This is a genomic window from Micromonospora sp. KC213 (genome assembly GCF_004348325.1).
Taxonomy (GTDB): domain Bacteria; phylum Actinomycetota; class Actinomycetes; order Mycobacteriales; family Micromonosporaceae; genus Micromonospora.
In genome coordinates, this window is sequence record NZ_SMKF01000106.1 from 1 (window position 1) to 20,813 (window position 20,813).

Below are 20,813 nucleotides of genomic sequence, written 5' to 3' on the forward strand. Positions count from 1 at the left end.
GCCGGGGCGGGTGCTGGTGGTGCTCCAGGCGATGGACTGCGGCGGCAAGGACGGCGCGGTGAAGCGGGTGGCGGGGGCGATGAACCCGCTCGGGCTGCACATCCGCTCGTTCGGCCCGCCGACCGGGGAGGAGTTGCGGCACGACTTCCTGTGGCGGATCCGGCGTGCGTTGCCGCCGCCCGGCTTCGTCGGCGTCTTCAACCGCTCGCACTACGAGGACGTGCTGGTGGCCCGGGTCGACCGGCTGGTGCCGGAGACCACCTGGCGGGCCCGGTACGACGAGATCAACGCCTTCGAGCGGGAACTGGTCGATGCCGGGGTAACCCTGGTCAAGGTGATGCTGCACATCTCGCCCGCGGAGCAGGGGGAGCGGCTGGCGGAGCGGTTGACCGATCCGACGAAGCACTGGAAGTACGACCCGAGTGACCTGGAGGCCCGGGCTCGCTGGGCCGACTACCAGGCCGCGTACGCCGAGGCGTTGGGCCGGTGCGGCACGGGTGACGCGCCGTGGTTCGTCATCCCGGCGGACCGCAAGTGGTACCGCGACTGGGCGCTGGCCCACCTGCTGTCGGAAACGTTCGCGGCGTTGCATCTGGGGTATCCGGCTGCCGACTTCGACGTCGAGCGGGAGCTGCGGCGGCTGCGCGACGGCGGGTCGCCGCAGCCGTCGGAGCGGAGCGAGGTTAACAGCAGGTGAACTAGTGGTGAAGCGGGTCTGGCCGGGGGTGGGCCGGCTGACACCGGGTCCGGCGGGGTACCTAGCATTCCCGGAGCAGGCGCCCCTGGGGCGTGGCCACCTTCCACCGATACGACGAGGTCCGTGCTGTGAAGTTTTCCTTCCGCCCGAACGAGGGCGCCTTCTACGAGCTCTTCACCAGGGCGGCGCACAATCTGGTGAAGGGCACCACGCTGCTCAACGAGCTGGCGCTACCCGACGTGGAGGTGCAGTCGGTGAGCGAGCGGCTGACCGAGGTCGAGCACGACAGCGACCAGATCACCCACGAGCTGTACAAGAAGATCAACTCGACCTTCATCACGCCGTTCGACCGGGAGGACATCTACCGGCTCGGTTCGTTGCTCGACGACGTGATGGACCACCTCGAGGCGGTCGGCAACCTGCTCTACCTCTACGGCCTGACCAAGCTTCCCTCGCTGCCCCGCGAGATGCACGAGATGGTCAACGTCCTCGACCAGCAGGCGAAGCTGACCGCCGAGGCCATGCCCCGGCTGCGGTCGATGAAGGACCTCGAGGACTACTGGATCGAGTGCAACCGGCTGGAGAACGACGGCGACCAGGCGTACCGGATGCTGCTGGTCCGCCTCTTCTCCGGCGAGTACGACGCGTTGACGGTGCTGAAGATGAAGGAGGTCGCCGACGAGCTGGAGGCCGCCTGCGACGCCTTCGAGCACGTGGCGAACACCGTCGAGACCATCGCCGTCAAGGAGTCCTGATCCGGTGACTCCCGAACTCATCGCCGTACTGGCGGTGATCGGGGTGGCCCTGGTGTTCGACTACACCAACGGCTTCCACGACGCCGCCAACGCGATCGCCACCAGCATCTCCACCCGCGCGCTGACCCCCCGGGTGGCCCTGGCCATGGCGGCGGTCGGCAACTTCATCGGCGCGCACTTCGGCGCCGAGGTGGCCAAGACCGTCGGCAGCGGCCTGGTCAAGCTCCCCACCGGTCAGGCCAGCCTGGGCATCGTCTTCGCCGGTGTCATCGGCGCGATCGTCTGGAACCTGATCACCTGGTACTTCGGTCTGCCGTCGTCCTCGTCGCACGCACTGATCGGCGGTCTGGTCGGCTCGACCATCGCCGCCTCCGGCACGGTGCTGTGGAGCGGCATCGGCGAGAGCGTCGTCATCCCGATGGTGCTGTCGCCCATGGTTGGCTTCCTGCTCGGCTACATCGTCATGATCGCCGTGCAGTGGATCTTCCGGAAGGGGCACCCGGGCAAGCTGAACCGGGGCTTCCGGTGGGCGCAGACCGCGTCCGCCGCCGCCATGTCGGTCGGCCACGGCATGCAGGACGCCGCCAAGACCATCGGCATCGTGGTGCTCGCGCTCTACGTCGGCGGCTACCAGAAGGACGCGACGTTCATCCCCGAGTGGGCGTTCTGGACCTCGGCGGCCGTCCTCGCCGCCGGCACGTACGCCGGTGGTTGGCGGATCATCCGTACCCTCGGTCGGAAGATCATCGACCTGGGCCCGCCGGAGGGCTTCGCGGCGGAGACCGTGGCCAGCTCGGTGCTCTACTTCAACGCCCTGGTCCTCGGCGCCCCGATCTCCACCACCCACACCATCACCTCGGCGATCATGGGCGTCGGCGCCACCAAACGGCTCTCCGCCGTCCGGTGGGGCGTGGCTGGCAACATCATCGGCGCCTGGATCCTGACCTTCCCGGCCGCCGGCACCATCGGCGCGCTGATGTACTTCCTGGTCCGTCCGATGTTCAGCTGACCGGCCGTCGTCCGGGCCCCGCCACCAGCCGGAGGCGGGGCCCGTCGCGTTCCCGCGAGCCCAGTCGCCGCCGGTCGCGGTGGAGCGCGCGCGGCGTCAGGAGTAGTGCACGCCGATCTGCTCCCGGATGTCGTCCAGCAGCGCCATCACCTCCAGCGTCGCCGAGTGCGGCACCAACGGGCTCTCGGTCAGCCCTGCGGCGAGGCAGCGCTGCACCTCGGCGGCCTCGTCCTGGTAGCCGCCGCCGACCAACTCGGCGGGAAGGGTCTCCGGTTCCGCCCCGACCCGGTGCAGCACCGCCGAGCCCGGCCGGAAGAACGGCTCCGGCAGGTCGATCCGGCCGCAGCTGCCGATGATCGAGGCGGTCACTCCCGACGGGCCCACCAGCCCGCAGCTCAGCGTGGCGACCACGCCCGAGTCGTAACCGAGCACGATGCCGGTGTTCTCGTCCACGTCCTCCGGGCTGAGCTTGGCCCAGGCCCGCACGTGCTGCGGCACGCCGAACAGCAGGTGCGCCAGGCTCACCGGGTAGACCCCGAGGTCCAACAGCGCCCCGCCGCCCAGCGCCCGGGCCCGCAACCGGTGCTCGGGCGGGAACGGCCCGGCCAGCCCGAAGTCCGCCCGGACGCCGGTCGGCTCACCGATCGCCCCGTCGGCGACCAGTTCGAGCACCCGCAGGATGAGCGGGTTGGTCCGCATCCACATGGCCTCCATCAGGAAGACCCCGCGGGCGCGGGCCGTCTCGACCAGCTCGGTCGTGGTCGGCAGGTCCAGGGTGAACGGCTTCTCCACCAGCACCGCCCGCCCCGCGTCCAGGCAGACCCGGGTGGCCTCGTAATGGGCGGCGTGCGGGGTCGCCACGTAGATGACGTCCACCCCGTCGTCGGCGGCCAGTTCCGTCCACGAGCCGTACCACCGGGGGATCTCGTGCCGGGCGGCGAACCGTTCGGCGCTCTCCGGCGTGCGCGAGCCGACCGCGACCAGTTCGGCCCCCGGAACCAGCCGCAGGTCCTCGGCGAAACGGGCGGCGATGTTTCCGGTGGCCAGGATTCCCCAACGCGTCATGGCGGCCACGCTATCCCGGGTCGGTTCCCCGGCGGCAGGATCATCCACCGGCCGGGAACTAGGCTCACGGAATGATCGTCGACGGCTTCCCGGCACCGCCCGCCCTGGTGGAGCACGCCCGCCGGTTCCGCGCCGAGGGCGGCGTCCCGGCGGTGCCCCGGGTCGCCGCCACCGTGCTGCTGCTGCGTCCGGCCGATGCCGGCTTCGAGGTGTACGTCCTGCGTCGGCTCGCCGCGATGGCCTTCGGCGGGGTGTACGCCTTCCCCGGCGGCGGCGTGGACGGCTCCGACTCTACGGCGCACCTGGACTGGGCCGGTCCGTCGCCGGCCGGTTGGGGTGCCCGGCTGGGGCTGTCGCCGCAGGCCGCCCAGGCGGTGGTCTGCGCGGCGGCCCGGGAGGTCTTCGAGGAGGCCGGCGTGCTGCTGGCCGGTCCGGACGCCGCGACGGTGGTCGGTGACGTCGGCGACGACGACTGGGAGGCCGCCCGGCAGGACCTGGCGGCCCATCGGGTGGGCTTCGCCGAACTGCTCGCCGACCGGCGTCTGACGCTCCGGTCCGACCTGCTGCTGCCGTGGAGCCGGTGGATCACACCGGAGTTCGAGCCGCGTCGCTTCGACACGTACTTCTTCGTGGCCCTGCTGCCGGAGGGCCAGCGGACCCGGGACGTCTCCGGCGAGGCCGACCACACCATGTGGATCCGCCCGGCGGACGCCCTGGCCCGGGCGGAGGCCGGTGAGCTGGCCATGCTGCCGCCGACCCTGGTCACCCTGGCCCAGGTCGCCGCCGCCGGTGACCTGCCAGGGGTGGCCCGCGCGGCGGCCACCCGCGACGCGACCATTCCGGTCACGCCTCGACTCGACGACACCGCGGCCGGCGGACCCCGCTTCGTCCTGGCCTGATGCCGGTGATCACGCCCGGGCACGGGCAGACCCGATCACGGTGCCGGTGTCGGTGCCGCCCCGGGGGTCCGATGCGCGGTGGCCGGATGTCGTTTGCGGCATGTTGCGGAGGTTGGGAAGCCACGGGACAGCCGCACATTGTGCGGCGGCAGATCAGGGTCAGCCGGCCGCGCGCAGGTAGCGCTCGCCGAGGGTACGCAGCAGGGCGCGCAACTCGGGCGGGTCTTCGACGGTGAGATCGGCGTCGAGCAGGCCGAGCCAGACGGCGATGGTCTCCAACCGGTCGGCGCCGGTGTGCAGCAGGCAGCGGTCGGAGTCGACCGGCTCGACGGTGCCCACGGCCGGGTTGATCCGGGCGGTCACCACCTCGGCAGGGGCGTGTACGAGGATCCGTGCCCGGTGCCGCCAGGCGGCGGACGACACCCCGCGCCGGACCCGGTCCACGACGTCCTCGGGCGGCTTGCGGGGCGTGAAGCGGGGGCCGGTCGGGGTGCGCGGGGTGATCCGGTCCACCCGGAAGGTCCGCCAGTCGTCCCGCTGCGGGTCGAAGGCCACCAGGTACCAGCGCCGACCCCAGGTGACCAGCCGGTACGGCTCGACGTCCCGCCGGCCGGTGGTGCCGTCGTGCCGGGCGTGGTCGAAGCGGAGCCGTTCCCGGTCGCGGCAGGCGGAGCTGAGCAGGCTGAGGATGTCGGTGTCCACGGTGGGGCCGGGCTCGTCGTGCGGCACCCGCACGGTGTACGCGCCGAGCGCGGCCACCCGGCGGCGCAGCCGGGCCGGCAGCACCTGTTCCAGCTTGGCCAGGGCCCGCAGCGATGTCTCCTCGATCCCGGCGACGCTGCCGCCGGCGGCGGTGCGCAGCCCGACGGCGACCGCAACCGCCTCCTCGTCGTCGAGCAGCAGCGGAGGCAGGGCCGCGCCTGCGCCGAGCCGGTAGCCGCCCACCGCGCCCCGGGTGCCGTGCACCGGGTAGCCCAGGTTGCGCAACCGGTCGATGTCGTTGCGCACGGTACGGGTGCTGACGTTGAGTCGTTCGGCCAGTTCGGGCCCGGTCCGGTCGCGGGCGGTCTGCAACAGCGACAGCAGGCGCAGCAGCCGCGCCGAGGTCTCCAACATGCTGTCGAGAATGCCAGCGAATCAGGAACGGAGCCTTCCTATTCGATCTCTACGCTCGGAGCATGGCTGAGCACACCGCGATCGTCCCGTTCCGCATCGACATCCCCCAGGCCGACCTGGACGACCTGGCCGACCGGCTGGCCCGCACCCGCTGGGCCGAGGAACTGCCCGCTGCCCCCGGTGCCGCCCCGGCCGGCCCGGTCCCGCCCGGCTGGGAGTACGGCGTCCCGCTGGGCTACGTGAAGCGGCTCGTCGAGCGGTGGCGCACCACGTACGACTGGCGGGAGTGGGAGGCGAAGCTCAACGCCTACCCGCAGTTCACCACCGAGATCGACGGCCAGAACGTCCACTTCCTGCACGTCCGCTCGCCCGAGCCGGACGCCACCGGGCTGATCCTCACCCACGGCTGGCCGACCAGCCCGGTGGAGTGGCTGGACGTGATCGGGCCGCTGACCGACCCACGGGCGCACGGTGGTGACCCGGCCGACGCGTTCCACCTGGTGATCCCGTCGCTGCCCGGGTTCGGCTTCTCCGGGCCGACCCGGGAACGGGGCTGGAACCGGTTCCGGGTGGCCCGGGCCTGGGCGGAGCTGATGCGCCGGCTCGGGTACGACCGCTACGGCACGGTCGGCAACGACTCCGGCTCGTGCGTCTCACCGGAGGTCGGCCGGGTCGACCCGGAGCACGTGATCGGGGTGCACGTCACCCAGGTCTTCTCGTTCCCCTCCGGTGACCCGGGCGAGCTGGACAGGCTGACCGAGCAGGAGCGGGGCAGTCTCGCCTTCGGTGAGTGGTTCGTGCGCAACCGCGGCGCGTACGACAAACTCCAGTCCACCGAGCCGCAGAACGTCGCGCACGCGCTGGCCGACTCCCCGGTGGGGCAGCTCGGCTGGAGTGCCCAGATCCTCGGCGAGTTCCTCGACCCGGACTTCGTGCTGACCAATGTGATGATCTACTGGTTGACCAACACGGCCGCCTCGGCCGCGCGCTTCTACTACGAGGACGCGGCGGCGGTGCATCCCACGCAGAAGGTCAACGGGCGTGGCACCGAACGCCTCGCACCGACCAGCGTGCCGCTCGGGCTGGCGAACTTCGCCTGGGATTTCCAGTCGGTGCGTACCCTGGCCGAGCGCGACCACGCCACCATCGTCTCCTGGCACACCTACGACCGGGGCAGCCACTTCGCCACCCAGGACGCCCCCGACCTGCTGGTGGCGGACATCCGCGAGTTCTTCGCCAAGCTCCGCTGACCCGGCGCGCCCGCCCCGACGGGCCGGCTCCGATGGCAGGGCTGTCGTTTGCGGCATGCTGCGGTGTCCCGAGGCCGGGAAGCCGCGACATGCCGCAAACGGTGCGGCGCAGACCGGGCTCAGCCGAAGCGGCCGGTGATGTAGTCCTCGGTCTTCTTCTGGCTGGGGTTGCTGAAGATCTTCTGAGTGTTGTCGTACTCGATGAGCCGGCCCGGGTCGCCGGTCTTCTCGATGGAGAAGAAGGCGGTCCGGTCCGACACCCGAGCGGCCTGCTGCATGTTGTGCGTGACGATGATGATGGTGAACTTGTCCTTGAGCTGGAACATCAGGTCCTCGATGGCCAGCGTGGAGATCGGGTCCAGCGCCGAGCAGGGCTCGTCCATCAGCACCACCTGCGGCTCGACCGCGATGGTCCGGGCGATGCAGAGCCGCTGCTGCTGGCCGCCGGAGAGACCGGCGCCCGGCTTGCCGAGCCGGTCCTTCACCTCGTCCCAGAGGTTCGCCGAGCGCAGCGCCTTCTCGGCGGCCTCGTCGAGAATGGACTTCTTCTTCACCCCGTTGAGTCGCAGGCCGGCCACCACGTTCTCGAAGATGCTCATGGTGGGGAACGGGTTGGGGCGCTGGAAGACCATGCCGATGGTACGGCGGACGGCCGTCACGTCGACGTCGCGGTGGTAGATGTCCTGACCGTCGATGGTGAGGCTGCCCTCGACCCGGGCGCCCGGCAGCACCTCGTGCATCCGGTTGATCGAGCGCAGGAAGGTCGACTTGCCGCAGCCGGACGGGCCGATCAGGGCGGTGACCGTCTTCGGTTCGACGGTGATGTTGATGTTCTCGATCGCCTTGAAGGCGCCGTAGTAGGCGGTGACGTTGGCGGCGTCGATGCGCTTGGCCATGGTGGTGGTACCTCCGGGGTTCATCGGCCGAGCCGGTTGCGACGGGCCAGCAACTTCGCTGCGACGGTCAGGACGAGTACGAGGGCGACCAGGGTCAGCGCCGCGGTCCACGCCCGCGCCGGCGCGTACCGTGACGCGTCACCGGCCTGCTGGTAGACGAAGAGGGCCAGCGACGACTGGTTGTTCTCGAAGGGGTTGAAGTTGATCGCTGCGCCACCGCCGGCGACGAGCAGCACCGGGGCGGTCTCGCCGGCGGCCCGGGCGATGGCGAGCATGACGCCGGTGACGATGCCGGGCAGCGCCGTCGGCAGCACCACCCGCAGGATGGTCTTCCACTTCGGCACGCCGAGGGCGTACGCGCCCTCCCGCAGCGGCGCCGGGACCAGGCGCAGCATCTCCTCGGTGGAGCGGACCACCGTCGGGAGCATCAGCACGCTGAGCGCCAGTGCGGCGGCGAACCCGGAGAAGCCCGGCCGGCCGGTGGAGCTGAAGTACGGCGAGACGACCAGCACCCAGAACGCGAGGACGAACAGACCGGAGACGATGGACGGGATGCCGGTCATGACGTCCACGAAGAACCGGATGGCGAAGGCGAACCGGCCGCGACCGTACTCGACGACGTAGATCGCGCAGAGGATGCCGATCGGGATGGTGATCAGCGCGGCGATCCCGACCTGGATCAGGGTGCCGACGATGGCGTGGTAGGCGCCGCCCTGGGGATCGCGGGCGCCGATGTTGTTCATCGAGGTGAGGAAGAAGTTGACGTCGAACCGTTCCAGGCCCTTGGTGACCAGGGTCCAGACGACCGAGGCCAGCGGCAGGACGGCCAGTACGAACGCCGAGTGGATCAAAGCGCTCCAGGTGCGGTTGCGCGCCGACCGGCGGCCCTCCACCGCGTTCGCGGCGGCGAAGAGCCCGACCAGGTAGAGCAGCGCGCCGACCACCACGACGAGCACGGGCCCGCCGATGCCGGCGCCGTACACGATCGCGGCGGCGACCAGCAGCGCGCCCAGCGCGACGGCCGGCGGCAGCCACTTCGGCAGCCGCCGGGCCCGCAGCGTCGGCGGCTGGGCCGGCGGGCGGGGACGGTGCGAGGTGAGGGTGGTGGTCATGCGGCCGACTCCGTGAACTCGCGGCGGCGGTAGATGATCGCGCGGGCCGTGATGTTGACGATCAGCGTGATGGCGAAGAGGACGAGGCCGGAGGCGATCAGCGCGCCCCGACCCGTCTCGTTCGCCTCGCCGAACGTGTTGGCGATGTTGGCGGCGATGCTGTTGCCGCCGCTCTCGATCAGGTTGAACGAGATGTTGAAGGTGATGCCGAGGGTCATCGCGAGGGCGATGGTCTCGCCGAGCGCGCGACCGAGACCGAGCATCACCGCGGCGAGGATGCCGGGCCGGCCGTAGGGCAGGACCGCGGTGCGGATCATCTCCCACCGGGTGGCGCCCAGCGCGAGGGCGGCCTCCTCGTTGGCCGTCGGGGTCTGGAGGAACACCTCGCGGGAGAGCGAGGTGACGATCGGCAACACCATGATCGCCAGGACGAGGGAGCCTAACAGGATCGACCTGCCGAAGGGCCCGTCACCGCCGAAGATCGGGATCCAGCCGAAGTAGGTGTTCAGCCAGGTGGAGAAGTCGCGGACCGGGTTGAGAAAAATCTCCCGGCCCCAGAGTCCGAACACGACGCTGGGGACCGCGGCGAGCAGGTCGATCAGGAAGCCCAGGCTCGTGCCGACCCGGCGCGGCGCGTAGTGCGACAGGTACAGCGCGATGCCCAGCGCGATCGGTACCGCCACCAGCAGGGCGAGCGTGGCGGTGAGGACCGTGCCGAAGGCGAGCGCGCCGATGCCGAACTTCGGCTGCGCGTCGTTCGGGAACCAGCCCTCGAACGTCCAGAAGCTCTCGGTGTTGGCCTGGAGCGCCGGGACCGCCTTGGCGATCAGGAAGACCGCGATCGCCGCGATGACGACCAGGACGAAGCCCCCGGCGGCGAGGGTGAGACCGCGGAAGGCGCGCTCGGCGCCGAACCTGCGGGCCGTGGGCAGCGCGGCGCCGCCGCCCAGGCCGGGGCCGCCCGGGGTACGGGTGCTGACTGGTGCCTCGGCCACACGCGCCGAGGCACCGGCGGGCCACGGGTGACCTTCGGTCACGCGGGTCCCGCCGGTGCCGGCGTCGGCCGAGCGGTGAGGGGTTTCACCCATCTGCTCGCTCGCTTCGGTTGGTGGTGATCAGATGTCCGGTCAGGAGAGGTTCTTGACCGCGGCCTCGACCTTGGTGCGGACCGAGTCCGGCAGCGGGGCGTAGCCCAGCTCGGTCAGCTCGGCTTGGCCCTCGCTGCTGGCGGCGTGGCCGAGGAAGCCCTTGACCAGCGGAAGCTTGTCGGCGGCGAGGCCCTTGGAGCAGACGATCTCGTAGGTCACCAGGACGATCGGGTACGCCCCGGCCTCCTTGGTGTTGTAGTCGATCTTCATTTTGAGGTCGTCGCCCTGGCCCTCGATCTGGGCACCGGCGATGGTCTTGCCGGCCGCCTCGGCCGTCAGCTCGGCGAACTCGCCGTTGCCGTTGCCGATCTTGGCGATCTTCAGGCCGCCGTTCTCGGCGTACGACCACTCGACGTAGCCGATGGTGCCCGGCTGGCCCTTGACCGCGGTGGCCACGCCGTCCGACTTGGCTGCGCCCGTGCCGCCCGGGGCCTTCCACTCCTTGGCCTTGCCGAAGGTCCAGTCGGCCTCGGCGGTCTTGGACAGGAAGTTGGTGAAGTTGTCCGTGGTGCCGGACGAGTCCGACCGGTGCACCGCGTTGATGGCGGTCGACGGCAGCTTGGCGTCGGGGTTGTCGGCCTTGATCGCCGGGTCGTCCCACTTGGTGACCTTGCCGGCGAAGATCTTCGCCAGGGTGGCCGGCTTGAGCTGGAGGTTGTCGACGCCGTCGACGTTGTAGACAACGGCGACCGGGCCGATCACCATCGGCAGGTGGATCGCCTTGCCGCCGGTGCACTTGGTGTCCGCCTGCGGCTGCTCCTCTTCCTTCAGCGCCGAGTCCGAGCCTGCGAAGTCGGCGGTGCCGGCCAGGAAGGCCTGGATGCCCGCACCGGAGCCCGAGGACTCATAGTTAATCTTCGCGCCGGTGCACTTCTGCTGGTAAGCCTTGATCCACTCGTCCATGGCGTTCTTCTGCGCGGACGAGCCCTGTGCGTTCAGCGTGCCCGTGGCGCAGTCCGCCGAGCTGGCGGAGCCCGACGCGGAGGCGCCGGCCGACTCGTTGTTGTCCGAGCCGCAAGCGCTGAGACCGAGCATCGCGGTAAGAGCGAGGCAGGCGATGGCGCCGTGCCGCTGGAGGTTCACCTGAGGGGTTTCCCTTCACGTCTTTGATCAGGTCACCCGGAGTGGAGCCCGGGGCCGGCACGCTGACCGGCTGACACGAAAGTTAGGCAAGGCAGGTGGACGGTTCGCCGGTCGCAAGTGAACGGAGAATGAACAAGCCTGATCCCCGGACTGGCCGATGTCTGAGGACAGGCTGTCTTTTGGGTGAACTGCCGCCCGCCTATGCCCATAAATCCGTCTTATCCGGGCGGCCGTTATCCTGCCGAGTTCGTGCCGTGATGATCGCGTGACCGCTTCTCGGCCCCGGGGCGTAGGTGAAAAGCTCAGCCCAGCGCGTAGTTGACGTGCCCACACCACCGGGCGAAACCGGCCCGCTCGTAGAGCGCCACCGCCCCGGTGTTCGACTCGTCGACGTAGAGCATCACCCGGTCCAGCCCGCGCTCGTCCCGCAGGTGGCGCAGACCGGCCGCGGTCAGCGCGCGGCCGAGGCCGCCGCCGTGCGCGGACGGGTCCACCCCGAGCACGTACACCTCGCCCATCCGGGCCGACCCGGGACCCTCGTGCACCTTGGTCCAGTGGAAGCCGAGCAGCCGACCGGTGGACTCCGCCACCGCCAGCAGGAAACCGGCCGGGTCGAACCACGGCTCGGCCTGGCGTACCCGCAGGTCGGCCTCGGTCCAGCGGCCCTGCTCTGGGTGGCCGGCGAAGGCCGCGGCGTTCAACGCCAGCCAGGCGTCGTCGTCCTCACCCGGGCGGAAGGCGCGCAGCGCGACCCCGTCGGGAAGGCGGACCTCGGGCAGGTCGGCGGTCAGTGGCCGGCGCAGCTGCCAGAGCACCCGGGCCCGCCGGAAGCCGAGGTCGACGGCGAGCGCCGCGGCCGACGGGTGGTCGCCGTGCGCCCACGCCCGCAGCGGCCCGGTCGCCGCCGCCAAGACCTCGCCGGCCAGCGCCCGGCCGGTGCCCCGACGCCGGTACGTGGGGTGCACCACCAGCTCCACCCCGATCCCGGCCGCCGGGTCCGTGGTGTCCAGGTGGGCGTACCCGGTCAGGGTGCCGTCGGGGGCGCGGGCGGTGAGGTGCACGGCGGCGGCCTGCGGGTCGCGCAGCCGCAGCAGGGTGTGCTCGTCGAACGGATCCGCGCCGTCGGCCTCGCCCGCGCTGCGGGCCAGCACCAGGATGTCGGCCACCTCGGCGGGGCCGAGCCGGTCGAGTCGGGCCACCAGGTCGGTCGTCGGATCAGCGATGCTCACCCGATCACCGTAGTCCGCCGCGTGCCCGCCGGTCAGGTCGTGCCGTCCTGTGGCAGCGCGTCCAGCTGGAACCGGCTGGTCAACTCCGGCAGCATGTGGCGCAGCGCGTCGACGGTGCCCTGCCGCTCACCGCCGGCGTCGTGCAGCAACACGATGGAGCCGGGGGTCGTGTCCCGGACGACCGTGGTGGCGATCGGTAGGGCGCCGGGCGCCTGCCAGTCCACCGGGTCGACGTTCCAGTGCACCGGAGTCATCCCGAGTTGCTCGGCGACCGCGACCACCGGGTACGTCCAGGCGCCGCCGGGCTGGCGGTACCAGACGATGTGGGCGTCGGGCACGGCCGCCCGGATCGCCTCGTTGGTGCGCAGCAGGTCGGCGCGGATGGCGTCGCGGGAACGCTGGCCGAGCTGCACGTCGTGTCGCCAGGAGTGGTTGCACAGGGTGTGCCCGTCGGCCACGATCGCCCGGATCAGGTCCGGGTGGCGCTGCGCGTTCTCGCCCACCACGCAGAAGGTCGCCCGGACGCCGAACTCCCGCAGGACGTCGAGCACCTGTGGGGTGTAGGTCGGGTGCGGTCCGTCGTCGAAGGTGAGTGCCACCCGGTGGGAATTGGTGCTCGTCCGGCTGCCGAAAGGGCCGTCGCCGACGTTCTCGGCGGTGTGGTGGCCCGTGCCGTCCTGGTCGGCCTGCGGACCCCGCGGGTCGCCGCCGACCGGTCGGTCTCCGGTGGCGGGCTGCTCGGCGTACTGAGGGCCGCCGACCCCACCGGTGACCCCCGGGCGAGGCGGCGACGCGTCCGGGACCAGGCTACGGCCGAGCACGTACGCCGAGCCGAGCAGCGCGGCGAACACCAGCACGACGACGACTCCGGCGGTGCGGCCCCTGGTCGTCGTCATCGGCCCACCGCCGGCCGCTTCCCGCGCGACGGTCCCGGCGTCGCCCCCGTGGTCAGTGCATACACCGCTGCCCCCTCGCATCACAATTCGGCATCAGGATAGAGCCGACAAGATGCACAAAAGGGGCGTATGGGAGATACGGGGCCGAGGTTGATCGGTCGCGGAACCGTCAGACCGATAGCTCAGACCGGCAGCGGGGCGTGCTCCGACTCGGGCAGCGAACGCGACGGCGGAACCACGAACTTGTAACCCACCTGGCGGACCGTGCCGATCATCGACTCGTACTCGGAGCCGAGCTTGGCCCGCAGCCGTCGGACGTGCACGTCCACCGTCCGCGTGCCGCCGAAGTAGTCGTACCCCCAGACCTCGCGGAGCAGTTGGTCGCGGGTGAACACCCGGCCCGGGTGCTGGGCGAGGAACTTCAGCAGCTCGAACTCCTTGTAGGTGAGGTCGAGCGGGCGGCCCTTCAGCTTCGCCGCGTACGTGTCGGGATCGATGGTCAGCTCACCGGCCCGGATGGAGCCGCCGGCGCCGGCGGTGGCGTTGCTCAACCGGCCGACGGCGAGCCGCAGCCGCGCCTCCACCTCGGCGGGGCCGGCCGAGGCCAGGATCACGTCGTCCACACCCCAGTCGGCGTTCAACGCGATGAGGCCGGCCTCGGTCACCACCGCCACCAGCGGTACTCCGAGGCCGGTGGCGTGCAGCATCCGGCAGGTGGCCCGGGCCTCGCTCAACTCGGAACGGGCATCGACCAGCACCGCGTCCGGGCTTGGCCCGGCGACCAGGGTGCGGACGTCGCGGGGTGCGGTGCGGACCGAGTGCGGGAGCAGGTCCAGCGCCGGCAGCACTGCCGATGGTTCACCTGCACGCGCGGTCACCAGCAACAGGATCTCCACACGATCACCTCCGTCCGGCGGCGAGGAAGCCGCGCGCGGCCAGCGGATCCCTGACGGGCGTGCGCTGCGTACTTGTGTGGTCCCGGCGTCGCTGACGGGCGGGTTACGCGTTGAGCGTAACCGATCAGCGGGGAGCGGCCCCGGTCGTGCTTTCCTGTTTGCCTGATCTGCCCATGATCGCGCCGAAGGTTTTAACGTTGCCGAAACCGTGACCTCCGTCGGAGCGCCCGGGTCTGGCACGATCGGGGCGTGTTTCCCTCGACCTCGCCCGACGCCGGCCGTGACCCGTGGGCCGGCGACGCGCCCTCCGGGCCGCCCGGCCCGCCGTCCGGCCGCCCGCCCGCTCCGCGTACCGCCCCGGCTGAGGGCGAGAGCGGCGGCCGGCGGGAACGGGGGCCACGACGCTTCCGCAAGGGCGGCGCGCCTCGCCGCCCCGCTGACGAGATCCCCGCAGAGGACGAACAGCCGGTCGAGCCGGTCGAGGTGCGCAAACCGCTCGCCCTGACCATCGCCGGCTTCGCCGCCCTGCTCGGTGTCGGCCTGGTGCTCGGCGCGCAGACCGCCGGGCCGGGGCACCGGCTGCCGTTCGCGATCATCATCTTCGGTGTGCAGCTGCTCTTCGTCCTCGCCTGGACAATGGCCATGCGCCCGCCCGCGCTACCGCTGGTCGCGCTGATCAGCGCCGCCGTCGCCGCCGCGGCGAACGTCGCCGCGGTGCGGTCCGACATCGCCGGTCTGGCCCCACTGGGGTACGTCGCGGCCGGCGGCTTCCTCCTCGGCGTGCTCGGGCAGCTCGTCCGGCGGGTCGACCGGGTACGGGTCACCGACTCGCTCGGCACCACCCTGCTGATCGTGGTCGGGGTGGTCGCGTTCGGCACGCTGATCACCCTCAGCCGGATCCCCGCCGGCACCCAGGCGATCACCGTCTGCCTCACCGCCAGCGGCGTCGCGCTCATGGTGGCCCGGCTCACCGACGCGGTGCTGCCCTGGCCGCGGCTCGCCCCGCAGGTGCCACGCGGCGCGGCCGGCGTGGTCGTCGGCGCGATGATCGGCACCATGGTCAGCGCGATCCTCGGCAGCTACCTGGTCACCCCGTTCACCCCCACCCGGGCCGCGATCATCGGGCTGGTCGCGGCGGTCGCGGCCGTCCTGGCCGACCTCGCCGTCGGGTACGCCGAGGCGGGCCGGCTGATGGCCGGCGAGCCGCCGACGATGTGGATAGCCCGGCACATGCAGGGCCCGCTCGGCGGCTTCGCGTTGGCCGCGCCGGCGGCGTACGCCATGTGCGTACTGTTCCTGTGAGCGCGAGGAGTGAGCCGGTTCTGCGAGCCCCGCAGTCGCGAACGAAGGCGATGCTGTGAGCCGAGGGTTGAGCGTCAGCGCGGGCGGGTACCACCGGGACCGCGTGGCGACGTCGAGGCAATGGCGTCGCGCCGACGCGACGAAGACGAGGGGGAGGGCAGCGTGACTGAGGCGTACCCGGCGAACGGGAGGCGTCGGCGGCGCGGACGCGGAGTGCTGGTCACGCTGGTCATCCTGCTGCTGCTCCTGGGTGGGCTGCTGGTGGTGGCCGACCGGGTGGCGACCGGGGTGGCCGAGCGCGCCATCGCCGACCAGGTGGAGCGCGAACTGACCCAACAGCAGGCGCGGTCAGCCCCGCCGCAGGTCGACGTCGCGGGATTTCCCTTCCTGACCCAGGTGCTGGGTGGCCGGTACGAGCGGATCTCCATCGTCCTGACCGACGTGCAGGGCTCGGTCCAGGGCAACGCGGTGAACCTGCCTCGGCTCGACGTGGACGCCCGCGGGGTACGGGCCTCGCTGGACACCCTCCGGTCCGGCCAGGGCGACGTGGTCGCCGACACCGTGAACGGGACCGGCACGATCGCCTACGACAGCCTGGCGAGGCTGCTGGACCGTCCCGGGCTGAAGCTGGGCGCGCAGAACGGCAAGCTGGTTGTCACCGCCCCGGTGGACATCCTGGGCCAGAAGCTCACCGTCACCGGCACCGCCGACGTGACCGTCGCCGAGGGCAACAAGGTGGCACTGCGCTTCAACGACCTGAACGCCGAGGGTCTGCCCGCGGTGCCGCTGGCCCGGACGCTGCTCAACAACTACGCCAAGGGAATCTCGGTCGACGTGCCCCTGCCCGAGTTGCCGTTCCAGCTCTCCGTCCGCAAGGTGGAACCGCGGCCGGAAGGGCTGACGGTGACCGCCGATGCCCGGGACGTTCCGATCAACCAGGTCGGCTGAGCCGCGCGACGGCTTCCGTGTGCCGACCGGCGTCCCGGATGCTGGTCGGCCCGGTGGCACTCTGCGAGACCGCTGGTAGGCTCCCTGGTCATGGGGACGCTCCTCACCAAACGGCGCGCGGTCGACCTGTGCCGCGTGGCCACCTGCCTGTGTCGCTCCGTCTTCTGACGGCGGGGCTGTCTCCGGCCGCCATAGCGGCCACCGGCACTCAGGGTCCGCGTACCCTCTCCGGTTTCCCACCCGTACGCCCGGCAGCGGCGCCGTCGCACAAACCCGTGATCCGTTCGTCCATGGGTCCCGCGCGTGGTGCGACAATCATCGATTTCCGTCCCCGCGCTGGCTCACCGTCCATCCTTCACCAGGGAGTGATCTGATGAGTCGCGACACCGCACTCGTCTCGGCCGACTGGGCCGAGAAGAACATCGACGCCCCGGGCGTGGTTTTCGTCGAGGTCGACGAGGACACCTCGGCCTATGACACCGGCCACATCGCCGGGGCGATCAAGCTCGACTGGAAGACCGACCTGCAGGACCCGGTCCGCCGGGACTTCGTCAACAAGGCTCAGTTCGAGGCGCTCCTGTCGGAGCGGGGCATCGCCAACGACGACACCGTCATCCTCTACGGCGGCAACAACAACTGGTTCGCCGCGTACGCCTACTGGTACTTCAAGCTCTACGGCCACGGCGACGTCAAGCTGCTCGACGGCGGTCGTAAGAAGTGGGAGCTGGACGCCCGCCCGCTGGTGACCGACAAGGTGGAACGCCCCCGGACCCAGTACGTCGCGCAGGAGCCGGACACCTCCATCCGCGCCTTCCGGGACGACGTGGTGGCCGCCATCGGCACCAAGAACCTGGTGGACGTGCGCAGCCCCGACGAGTACGCCGGCCGGCTGCTCGCCCCCGCCCACCTGCCCCAGGAGCAGGCGCAGCGCGCGGGCCACGTGCCCACCGCGATCAGCGTCCCGTGGTCCAAGGCGGCCAACGAGGACGGCACCTTCAAGTCCGACGACGAGCTGCGCAAGATCTACGCCGACGCCGGACTGGACGACAGCAAGGAAACCATCGCCTACTGCCGGATCGGCGAGCGCTCCTCGCACACCTGGTTCGTGCTGCAGGAGCTGCTCGGCCACCGCAACGTGAAGAACTACGACGGATCCTGGACCGAGTACGGCTCGCTGGTCGGTGTGCCGGTCGCGCTCGGCGACGAGCCCGGGGAGGCCTGATCATCATGACTGCTCCTACCGCCGCCGGTTGCGCCGCTCCCGACCAGGCCGCCCCGCTGCCGGCCAGCCTGGACCTGGAGAAGGAAACCGTCATCACCGGCGTCGTCCGCTCCGACGCGGGCGAGGTCGTGCCGGGCGCGTACGTCCGGCTGCTCGACTCGACCGGTGAGTTCACCGCGGAGGTGGTCACCTCCCCGGCCGGCCAGTTCCGCTTCTTCGCGGCACCGGGCGACTGGACGCTGCGGGCCCTGTCCCGGTACGGCAACGGTGACACCGCGGTGACCGCCGCGCGCGGCATCAACGAGGTCGTCGTCACCGTCGCCGCCTGACCACGCTCTGATCGGCCCGGGCCGGCCGCCCCGACGGGGTGGCCGGCCCGAGCCGTACCGTGAGTCAGAATCCCGCTGATGCCCGCTCAGGCCGGGGCGCCCTTCGACGACACTGCGGGAAACGACACCTGGACCCGCAGCCCGTCGTGGCCGGTGGACGACGCCACGATGGTGCCTTCGTGAGCGCGGGTGATCGAGCGGGCGATCGCCAGCCCGAGGCCGGCACCGCCGCTGTGGTCGATGCGGGTGCCGGATCGGCGCCGGAAGGGCTCGAACAGCGCGGGGACCTCCTCGGGAGGCACGTCGTCTCCGGTGTTCGACACGACCAGGGCCGGATCTTCACCGACCCGCACGTCGATGGTGCCGTCTGTGCGGTTGTACTTCAGGGCGTTCTGCACGAGGTTGGTGACCAGCCGCTCCAGCAACACCTGCTCGCCGAGCACCACCCGCGGCCGCAGCGTGCTGGTGATCGCCACTCCGGCCTCGGCCGCACGTGGCCGGTGGGCGTCGAGCACCGTGGCGACGATCCGATCCAGCCGCTGCGGTGCCCGGACGACCAGGCCCCGGTCGCTCTCGCTGAGCACCAGCAGCCCTTCGATCAGGCGCTCGTTGCGCTCGTTCGTCTTCAGCAACTGGGTCGTGAGGAGGCTGAGCTGATCGGCGGTCAGGCTCCCGGCCATGCCGACCTCGATCAGTGTCCGCTGGACCGCGAGGGGGGTGCGCAACTCATGCGAGGCGTCCGCGGCGAACCTGCGCTGCGCCTCGTACCCGACGGCTATGCGGTCCATCATCTCGTCGATGGCGCGGCCGAGTTCGGCCAGCTCGTCGCGGCCCGGGCCGGGATGCAGCCGATGGCCGAGGTTCTGCGGCCCGACGTTCTCCATTCCCCGGGCCAGGTCGCGGACCGGCCGCAGGCACCATCGCGTTGCCGGGTACGCGGCGGCCAGCAGGAGCGCCAGCACGACCACCAGGGTCGCCACCAGGGGGATGCTGGGCCGCCGGAAGACCTGCACACAGACGAACGAGGCGTCGCCGTCCGGCGCGCGACCCGGCGGGACGACGCACCACTCGGGTCCGAACTCGCGCCACCACCCGAGCAGGTGCTCCGCGACCAGCGGCGCGAACTGGCCCGTGACGAGGAGGACGCCGCACAGCACGAGGATCCGTCGGCCCGGTGACCGGACGTTCATGACCCGAGACGATATCCCGCGCGGGGCACCGTGTGGATCACCTCGGGGCGGCCCAGCTTCCGCCGCAGCGTCATGATGGTCATGCGGACCGAGTTGGTGAACGGGTCGGCGTGTTCGTCCCAGGCCTTCTCCAACAGGTCCTCGGCGCTGACCACCCGGCCGCCGGCACGCATCAGGACGTGGAGAACGGCGAACTCCTTGGGCGACAACGCGAGCACCCGCCCGTCCCGCACGGCCGTGTGCCGCGTGACATCGAGCATGATTCCGTCGCTGTCCAGCACCGGTGGCAGCGCGGCGACCGAACGCCGGGCCAGGGCTTGTATCCGGGCGACGAGTTCGGCGAACGCGAACGGCTTGGTCAGGTAGTCGTCGGCGCCGAGGCCGAAACCCTCGACGCGGTCGCGGATGCCGGCTGCGGCGGTCAGCAGCAGTACCCGGGTGCCTGCTCCGGAGCCGACGATCCAGCGGCACACCTCGTCGCCGGTCTGCCCCGGCATGTCCCGGTCGACGACGGCCACGTCGTACTGGTTGACGCCAACCCGTTCCAGGGCGCTGTCCCCGTCGTAGACCACGTCGACCGCCATGGACAGCCGGCGCAGTCCTTCGGCCAGGGTGTCGGCCAGCAGTCGTTCGTCGTCCGCCACCAGCACTCGCACGCCGCGTTCCCCTCCTTCGCCCACCGGCCGACAAGTTCGCACAGCGCGGATAAAGAATGCGTAAGGACGGCACTGACGCCCCGCTGACCGACAGGTCCCGATCATGGTTCGGTCCCTGCCCGATCTGTTGGTTCCGGTGATGCTCCTTGCGTAGAATCATGACAAAGAGCGCTGTAGCTCTCCTGGCGATCGTAAACGTCATTCCCTTGTGGGCATCTGGTGCGGCAGCCATCGCGTACGGCGAGGACGCGGCCGATGGCGACTACCGGTTCTCGGTCCTGCTCACCGCGACGGGCCTGCCAATCCCGGGTGGCGGCACCCGCGACAGCTGGTGCTCCGGCGCGTTGATCGCGCCGCGTTGGGTGATCACCGCCGGGCACTGCTTCCGAGACGTCAACGGCCAACGGGTCAGTCGCACCGTGGCTCGCCGTACCACCGCGACTGTCGGGCGCACGGACCTCCGGGGGCGAGACGGGCAGGAAATCGAGGTCGTCGCGGTGCACCAGGCCGAAACCGCTGACGTCGCCCTCGCCGAACTCCGCACCGCGGTCACCGGCATAGCCCCGCTGAGGATCGGCACCAGGCCTCCGGCGGTGGGCGAGACGCTTCGGTTGACGGGCTACGGCCTGTCCACCGACGGCGGCCCTGCCGTCCCCACGACCCGGTTGCAGACCGGTGAGTTCATCGTCGTCGCGATCGGCGACATCCTAATCGAGACGTCGGGCCAGGCCCCGCGCCAGGACACCAGCCCGTGCCCGCACGACTCCGGCGGACCGTATTTCCGCGATCGACCTGGCAGGACACCAGAGCTGGCGGCCTTGGTCAGCACTGGACCACCCTGTCCCCACCAGGGTCCCGACTTCAGCACCCGCACCGACAATCTCCATGCCTGGATCACCGGCACGGTGGCTGAGACGTCGGACAAGGGCCGGATCGGCGGCGACAGCGGGTGGTCATCTTCCGGGTCCGGCCGTCGTACGGCCCTTCTGCTCCTCGTGGCCGGCGTGTCCCTGCTCGCCCTTCTTCTCCTCGCAGGTCGTGTCTCCTGGATCATCGGTCGTCGGTCCGGTAGATAGATCGGCGTGACGCGGCGACCTGGGTGAGCGGCCGCCGGG

General features: G+C 71.1%; 22 protein-coding genes. 11 read left to right on the forward strand and 11 right to left on the reverse strand.

The window, feature by feature from the left end:
• From E1166_RS20230 to E1166_RS20240, 3 genes are all read left to right on the forward strand, one after another.
• Positions 1-697, forward strand: a 697-nt coding sequence (locus E1166_RS20230; protein ID WP_132340997.1) for a PPK2 family polyphosphate kinase, incomplete at its 5' end; no start/stop codon positions are given.
• A gap of 128 nt (positions 698-825) precedes the next feature.
• Positions 826-1,452, forward strand: a complete 627-nt coding sequence (locus E1166_RS20235; RefSeq protein WP_132269129.1) for a DUF47 family protein — start codon at positions 826-828, stop codon at positions 1,450-1,452.
• Between the two features lie 4 nt (positions 1,453-1,456).
• Positions 1,457-2,461, forward strand: coding sequence for an inorganic phosphate transporter (locus E1166_RS20240; RefSeq protein ID WP_132269127.1), 1,005 nt, complete (start codon positions 1,457-1,459; stop codon positions 2,459-2,461).
• A 96-nt stretch (positions 2,462-2,557) separates the two neighbouring features.
• On the opposite strand, the gene E1166_RS20245 is transcribed toward E1166_RS20240, so the two are convergent.
• The gene (locus E1166_RS20245) at positions 2,558-3,526 is read right to left on the reverse strand and encodes a Gfo/Idh/MocA family oxidoreductase (protein WP_132340999.1); all 969 of its coding nucleotides are present in this window, start codon (positions 3,524-3,526) and stop codon (positions 2,558-2,560) included.
• 71 nt (positions 3,527-3,597) lie between these two features.
• On the opposite strand from E1166_RS20245, the gene E1166_RS20250 reads away from it, so the two are divergent.
• Positions 3,598-4,425, forward strand: coding sequence for an NUDIX hydrolase (locus tag E1166_RS20250; protein WP_132341001.1), 828 nt, complete (start codon positions 3,598-3,600; stop codon positions 4,423-4,425).
• 159 nt (positions 4,426-4,584) lie between these two features.
• On the opposite strand, the gene E1166_RS20255 is transcribed toward E1166_RS20250, so the two are convergent.
• A complete protein-coding gene (locus tag E1166_RS20255) occupies positions 4,585-5,541 on the reverse strand; it encodes a transcriptional regulator (RefSeq protein WP_132341003.1) in 957 nt (318 codons plus the stop codon).
• Between the two features lie 62 nt (positions 5,542-5,603).
• Between E1166_RS20255 and E1166_RS20260 the strand changes: the two genes are divergently transcribed.
• Positions 5,604-6,791, forward strand: a complete 1,188-nt coding sequence (locus E1166_RS20260) for an epoxide hydrolase family protein (RefSeq protein WP_132341005.1) — start codon at positions 5,604-5,606, stop codon at positions 6,789-6,791.
• Between the two features lie 119 nt (positions 6,792-6,910).
• On the opposite strand, the gene pstB is transcribed toward E1166_RS20260, so the two are convergent.
• The 7 genes from pstB to E1166_RS20295 form a co-directional block, all read right to left on the reverse strand.
• Positions 6,911-7,687 carry a phosphate ABC transporter ATP-binding protein PstB gene (pstB, locus tag E1166_RS20265; protein ID WP_132269115.1) on the reverse strand — a complete coding sequence of 259 codons (777 nt, stop codon included), beginning with the start codon at positions 7,685-7,687 and terminating at the stop codon, positions 6,911-6,913.
• Positions 7,688-7,707: 20 nt separating this feature from the next.
• Positions 7,708-8,799 (reverse strand): phosphate ABC transporter permease PstA, encoded by a 1,092-nt coding sequence (pstA, locus tag E1166_RS20270; protein WP_132341007.1) that lies wholly within the window; start codon positions 8,797-8,799, stop codon positions 7,708-7,710.
• The gene (gene pstC / locus E1166_RS20275; RefSeq protein WP_132341009.1) at positions 8,796-9,887 is read right to left on the reverse strand and encodes a phosphate ABC transporter permease subunit PstC; all 1,092 of its coding nucleotides are present in this window, start codon (positions 9,885-9,887) and stop codon (positions 8,796-8,798) included. The genes pstA and pstC overlap by 4 nt, the downstream gene beginning before the upstream one ends.
• A gap of 39 nt (positions 9,888-9,926) precedes the next feature.
• Positions 9,927-11,030 carry a phosphate ABC transporter substrate-binding protein PstS gene (gene pstS / locus E1166_RS20280; RefSeq protein WP_132341011.1) on the reverse strand — a complete coding sequence of 368 codons (1,104 nt, stop codon included), beginning with the start codon at positions 11,028-11,030 and terminating at the stop codon, positions 9,927-9,929.
• Positions 11,031-11,332: 302 nt separating this feature from the next.
• Positions 11,333-12,259: a mycothiol synthase gene (mshD, locus tag E1166_RS20285; protein WP_132341013.1), complete on the reverse strand. Its 927-nt coding sequence runs from the start codon at positions 12,257-12,259 to the stop codon at positions 11,333-11,335.
• Between the two features lie 32 nt (positions 12,260-12,291).
• Complete coding sequence (locus E1166_RS20290; RefSeq protein WP_132341015.1) at positions 12,292-13,155, reverse strand: polysaccharide deacetylase family protein; 864 nt, start codon at positions 13,153-13,155, stop codon at positions 12,292-12,294.
• A gap of 182 nt (positions 13,156-13,337) precedes the next feature.
• Positions 13,338-14,051, reverse strand: a complete 714-nt coding sequence (locus tag E1166_RS20295) for a response regulator transcription factor (RefSeq protein WP_132184430.1) — start codon at positions 14,049-14,051, stop codon at positions 13,338-13,340.
• Between the two features lie 249 nt (positions 14,052-14,300).
• On the opposite strand from E1166_RS20295, the gene E1166_RS20300 reads away from it, so the two are divergent.
• The 5 genes from E1166_RS20300 (at position 14,301) to E1166_RS20315 (ending at position 17,852) form a co-directional block, all read left to right on the forward strand.
• On the forward strand, positions 14,301-15,353 hold the full coding sequence (locus E1166_RS20300; RefSeq protein WP_132341017.1) for a hypothetical protein: 1,053 nt from the start codon (positions 14,301-14,303) through the stop codon (positions 15,351-15,353).
• Positions 15,354-15,515: 162 nt separating this feature from the next.
• Positions 15,516-16,301, forward strand: a complete 786-nt coding sequence (locus E1166_RS20305; protein ID WP_132341019.1) for a DUF2993 domain-containing protein — start codon at positions 15,516-15,518, stop codon at positions 16,299-16,301.
• A gap of 90 nt (positions 16,302-16,391) precedes the next feature.
• On the forward strand, positions 16,392-16,469 hold the full coding sequence (locus tag E1166_RS32745; RefSeq protein WP_347813033.1) for an Ms5788A family Cys-rich leader peptide: 78 nt from the start codon (positions 16,392-16,394) through the stop codon (positions 16,467-16,469).
• Between the two features lie 205 nt (positions 16,470-16,674).
• A complete protein-coding gene (locus E1166_RS20310; RefSeq protein WP_132341021.1) occupies positions 16,675-17,523 on the forward strand; it encodes a sulfurtransferase in 849 nt (282 codons plus the stop codon).
• Complete coding sequence (locus E1166_RS20315) at positions 17,520-17,852, forward strand: DUF1416 domain-containing protein (protein ID WP_207914383.1); 333 nt, start codon at positions 17,520-17,522, stop codon at positions 17,850-17,852. The genes E1166_RS20310 and E1166_RS20315 overlap by 4 nt, the downstream gene beginning before the upstream one ends.
• Before the next feature lie 86 nt (positions 17,853-17,938).
• On the opposite strand, the gene E1166_RS20320 is transcribed toward E1166_RS20315, so the two are convergent.
• Both E1166_RS20320 and E1166_RS20325 read right to left on the reverse strand, forming a co-directional pair.
• Positions 17,939-19,042, reverse strand: coding sequence for a HAMP domain-containing sensor histidine kinase (locus tag E1166_RS20320; RefSeq protein ID WP_132341023.1), 1,104 nt, complete (start codon positions 19,040-19,042; stop codon positions 17,939-17,941).
• Positions 19,039-19,698 carry a response regulator transcription factor gene (locus E1166_RS20325; RefSeq protein ID WP_132341025.1) on the reverse strand — a complete coding sequence of 220 codons (660 nt, stop codon included), beginning with the start codon at positions 19,696-19,698 and terminating at the stop codon, positions 19,039-19,041. The genes E1166_RS20320 and E1166_RS20325 overlap by 4 nt, the downstream gene beginning before the upstream one ends.
• Before the next feature lie 146 nt (positions 19,699-19,844).
• Between E1166_RS20325 and E1166_RS20330 the strand changes: the two genes are divergently transcribed.
• The gene (locus tag E1166_RS20330) at positions 19,845-20,774 is read left to right on the forward strand and encodes a S1 family peptidase (RefSeq protein WP_243710450.1); all 930 of its coding nucleotides are present in this window, start codon (positions 19,845-19,847) and stop codon (positions 20,772-20,774) included.
• The last annotated feature ends 39 nt before the right edge of the window (positions 20,775-20,813 follow it).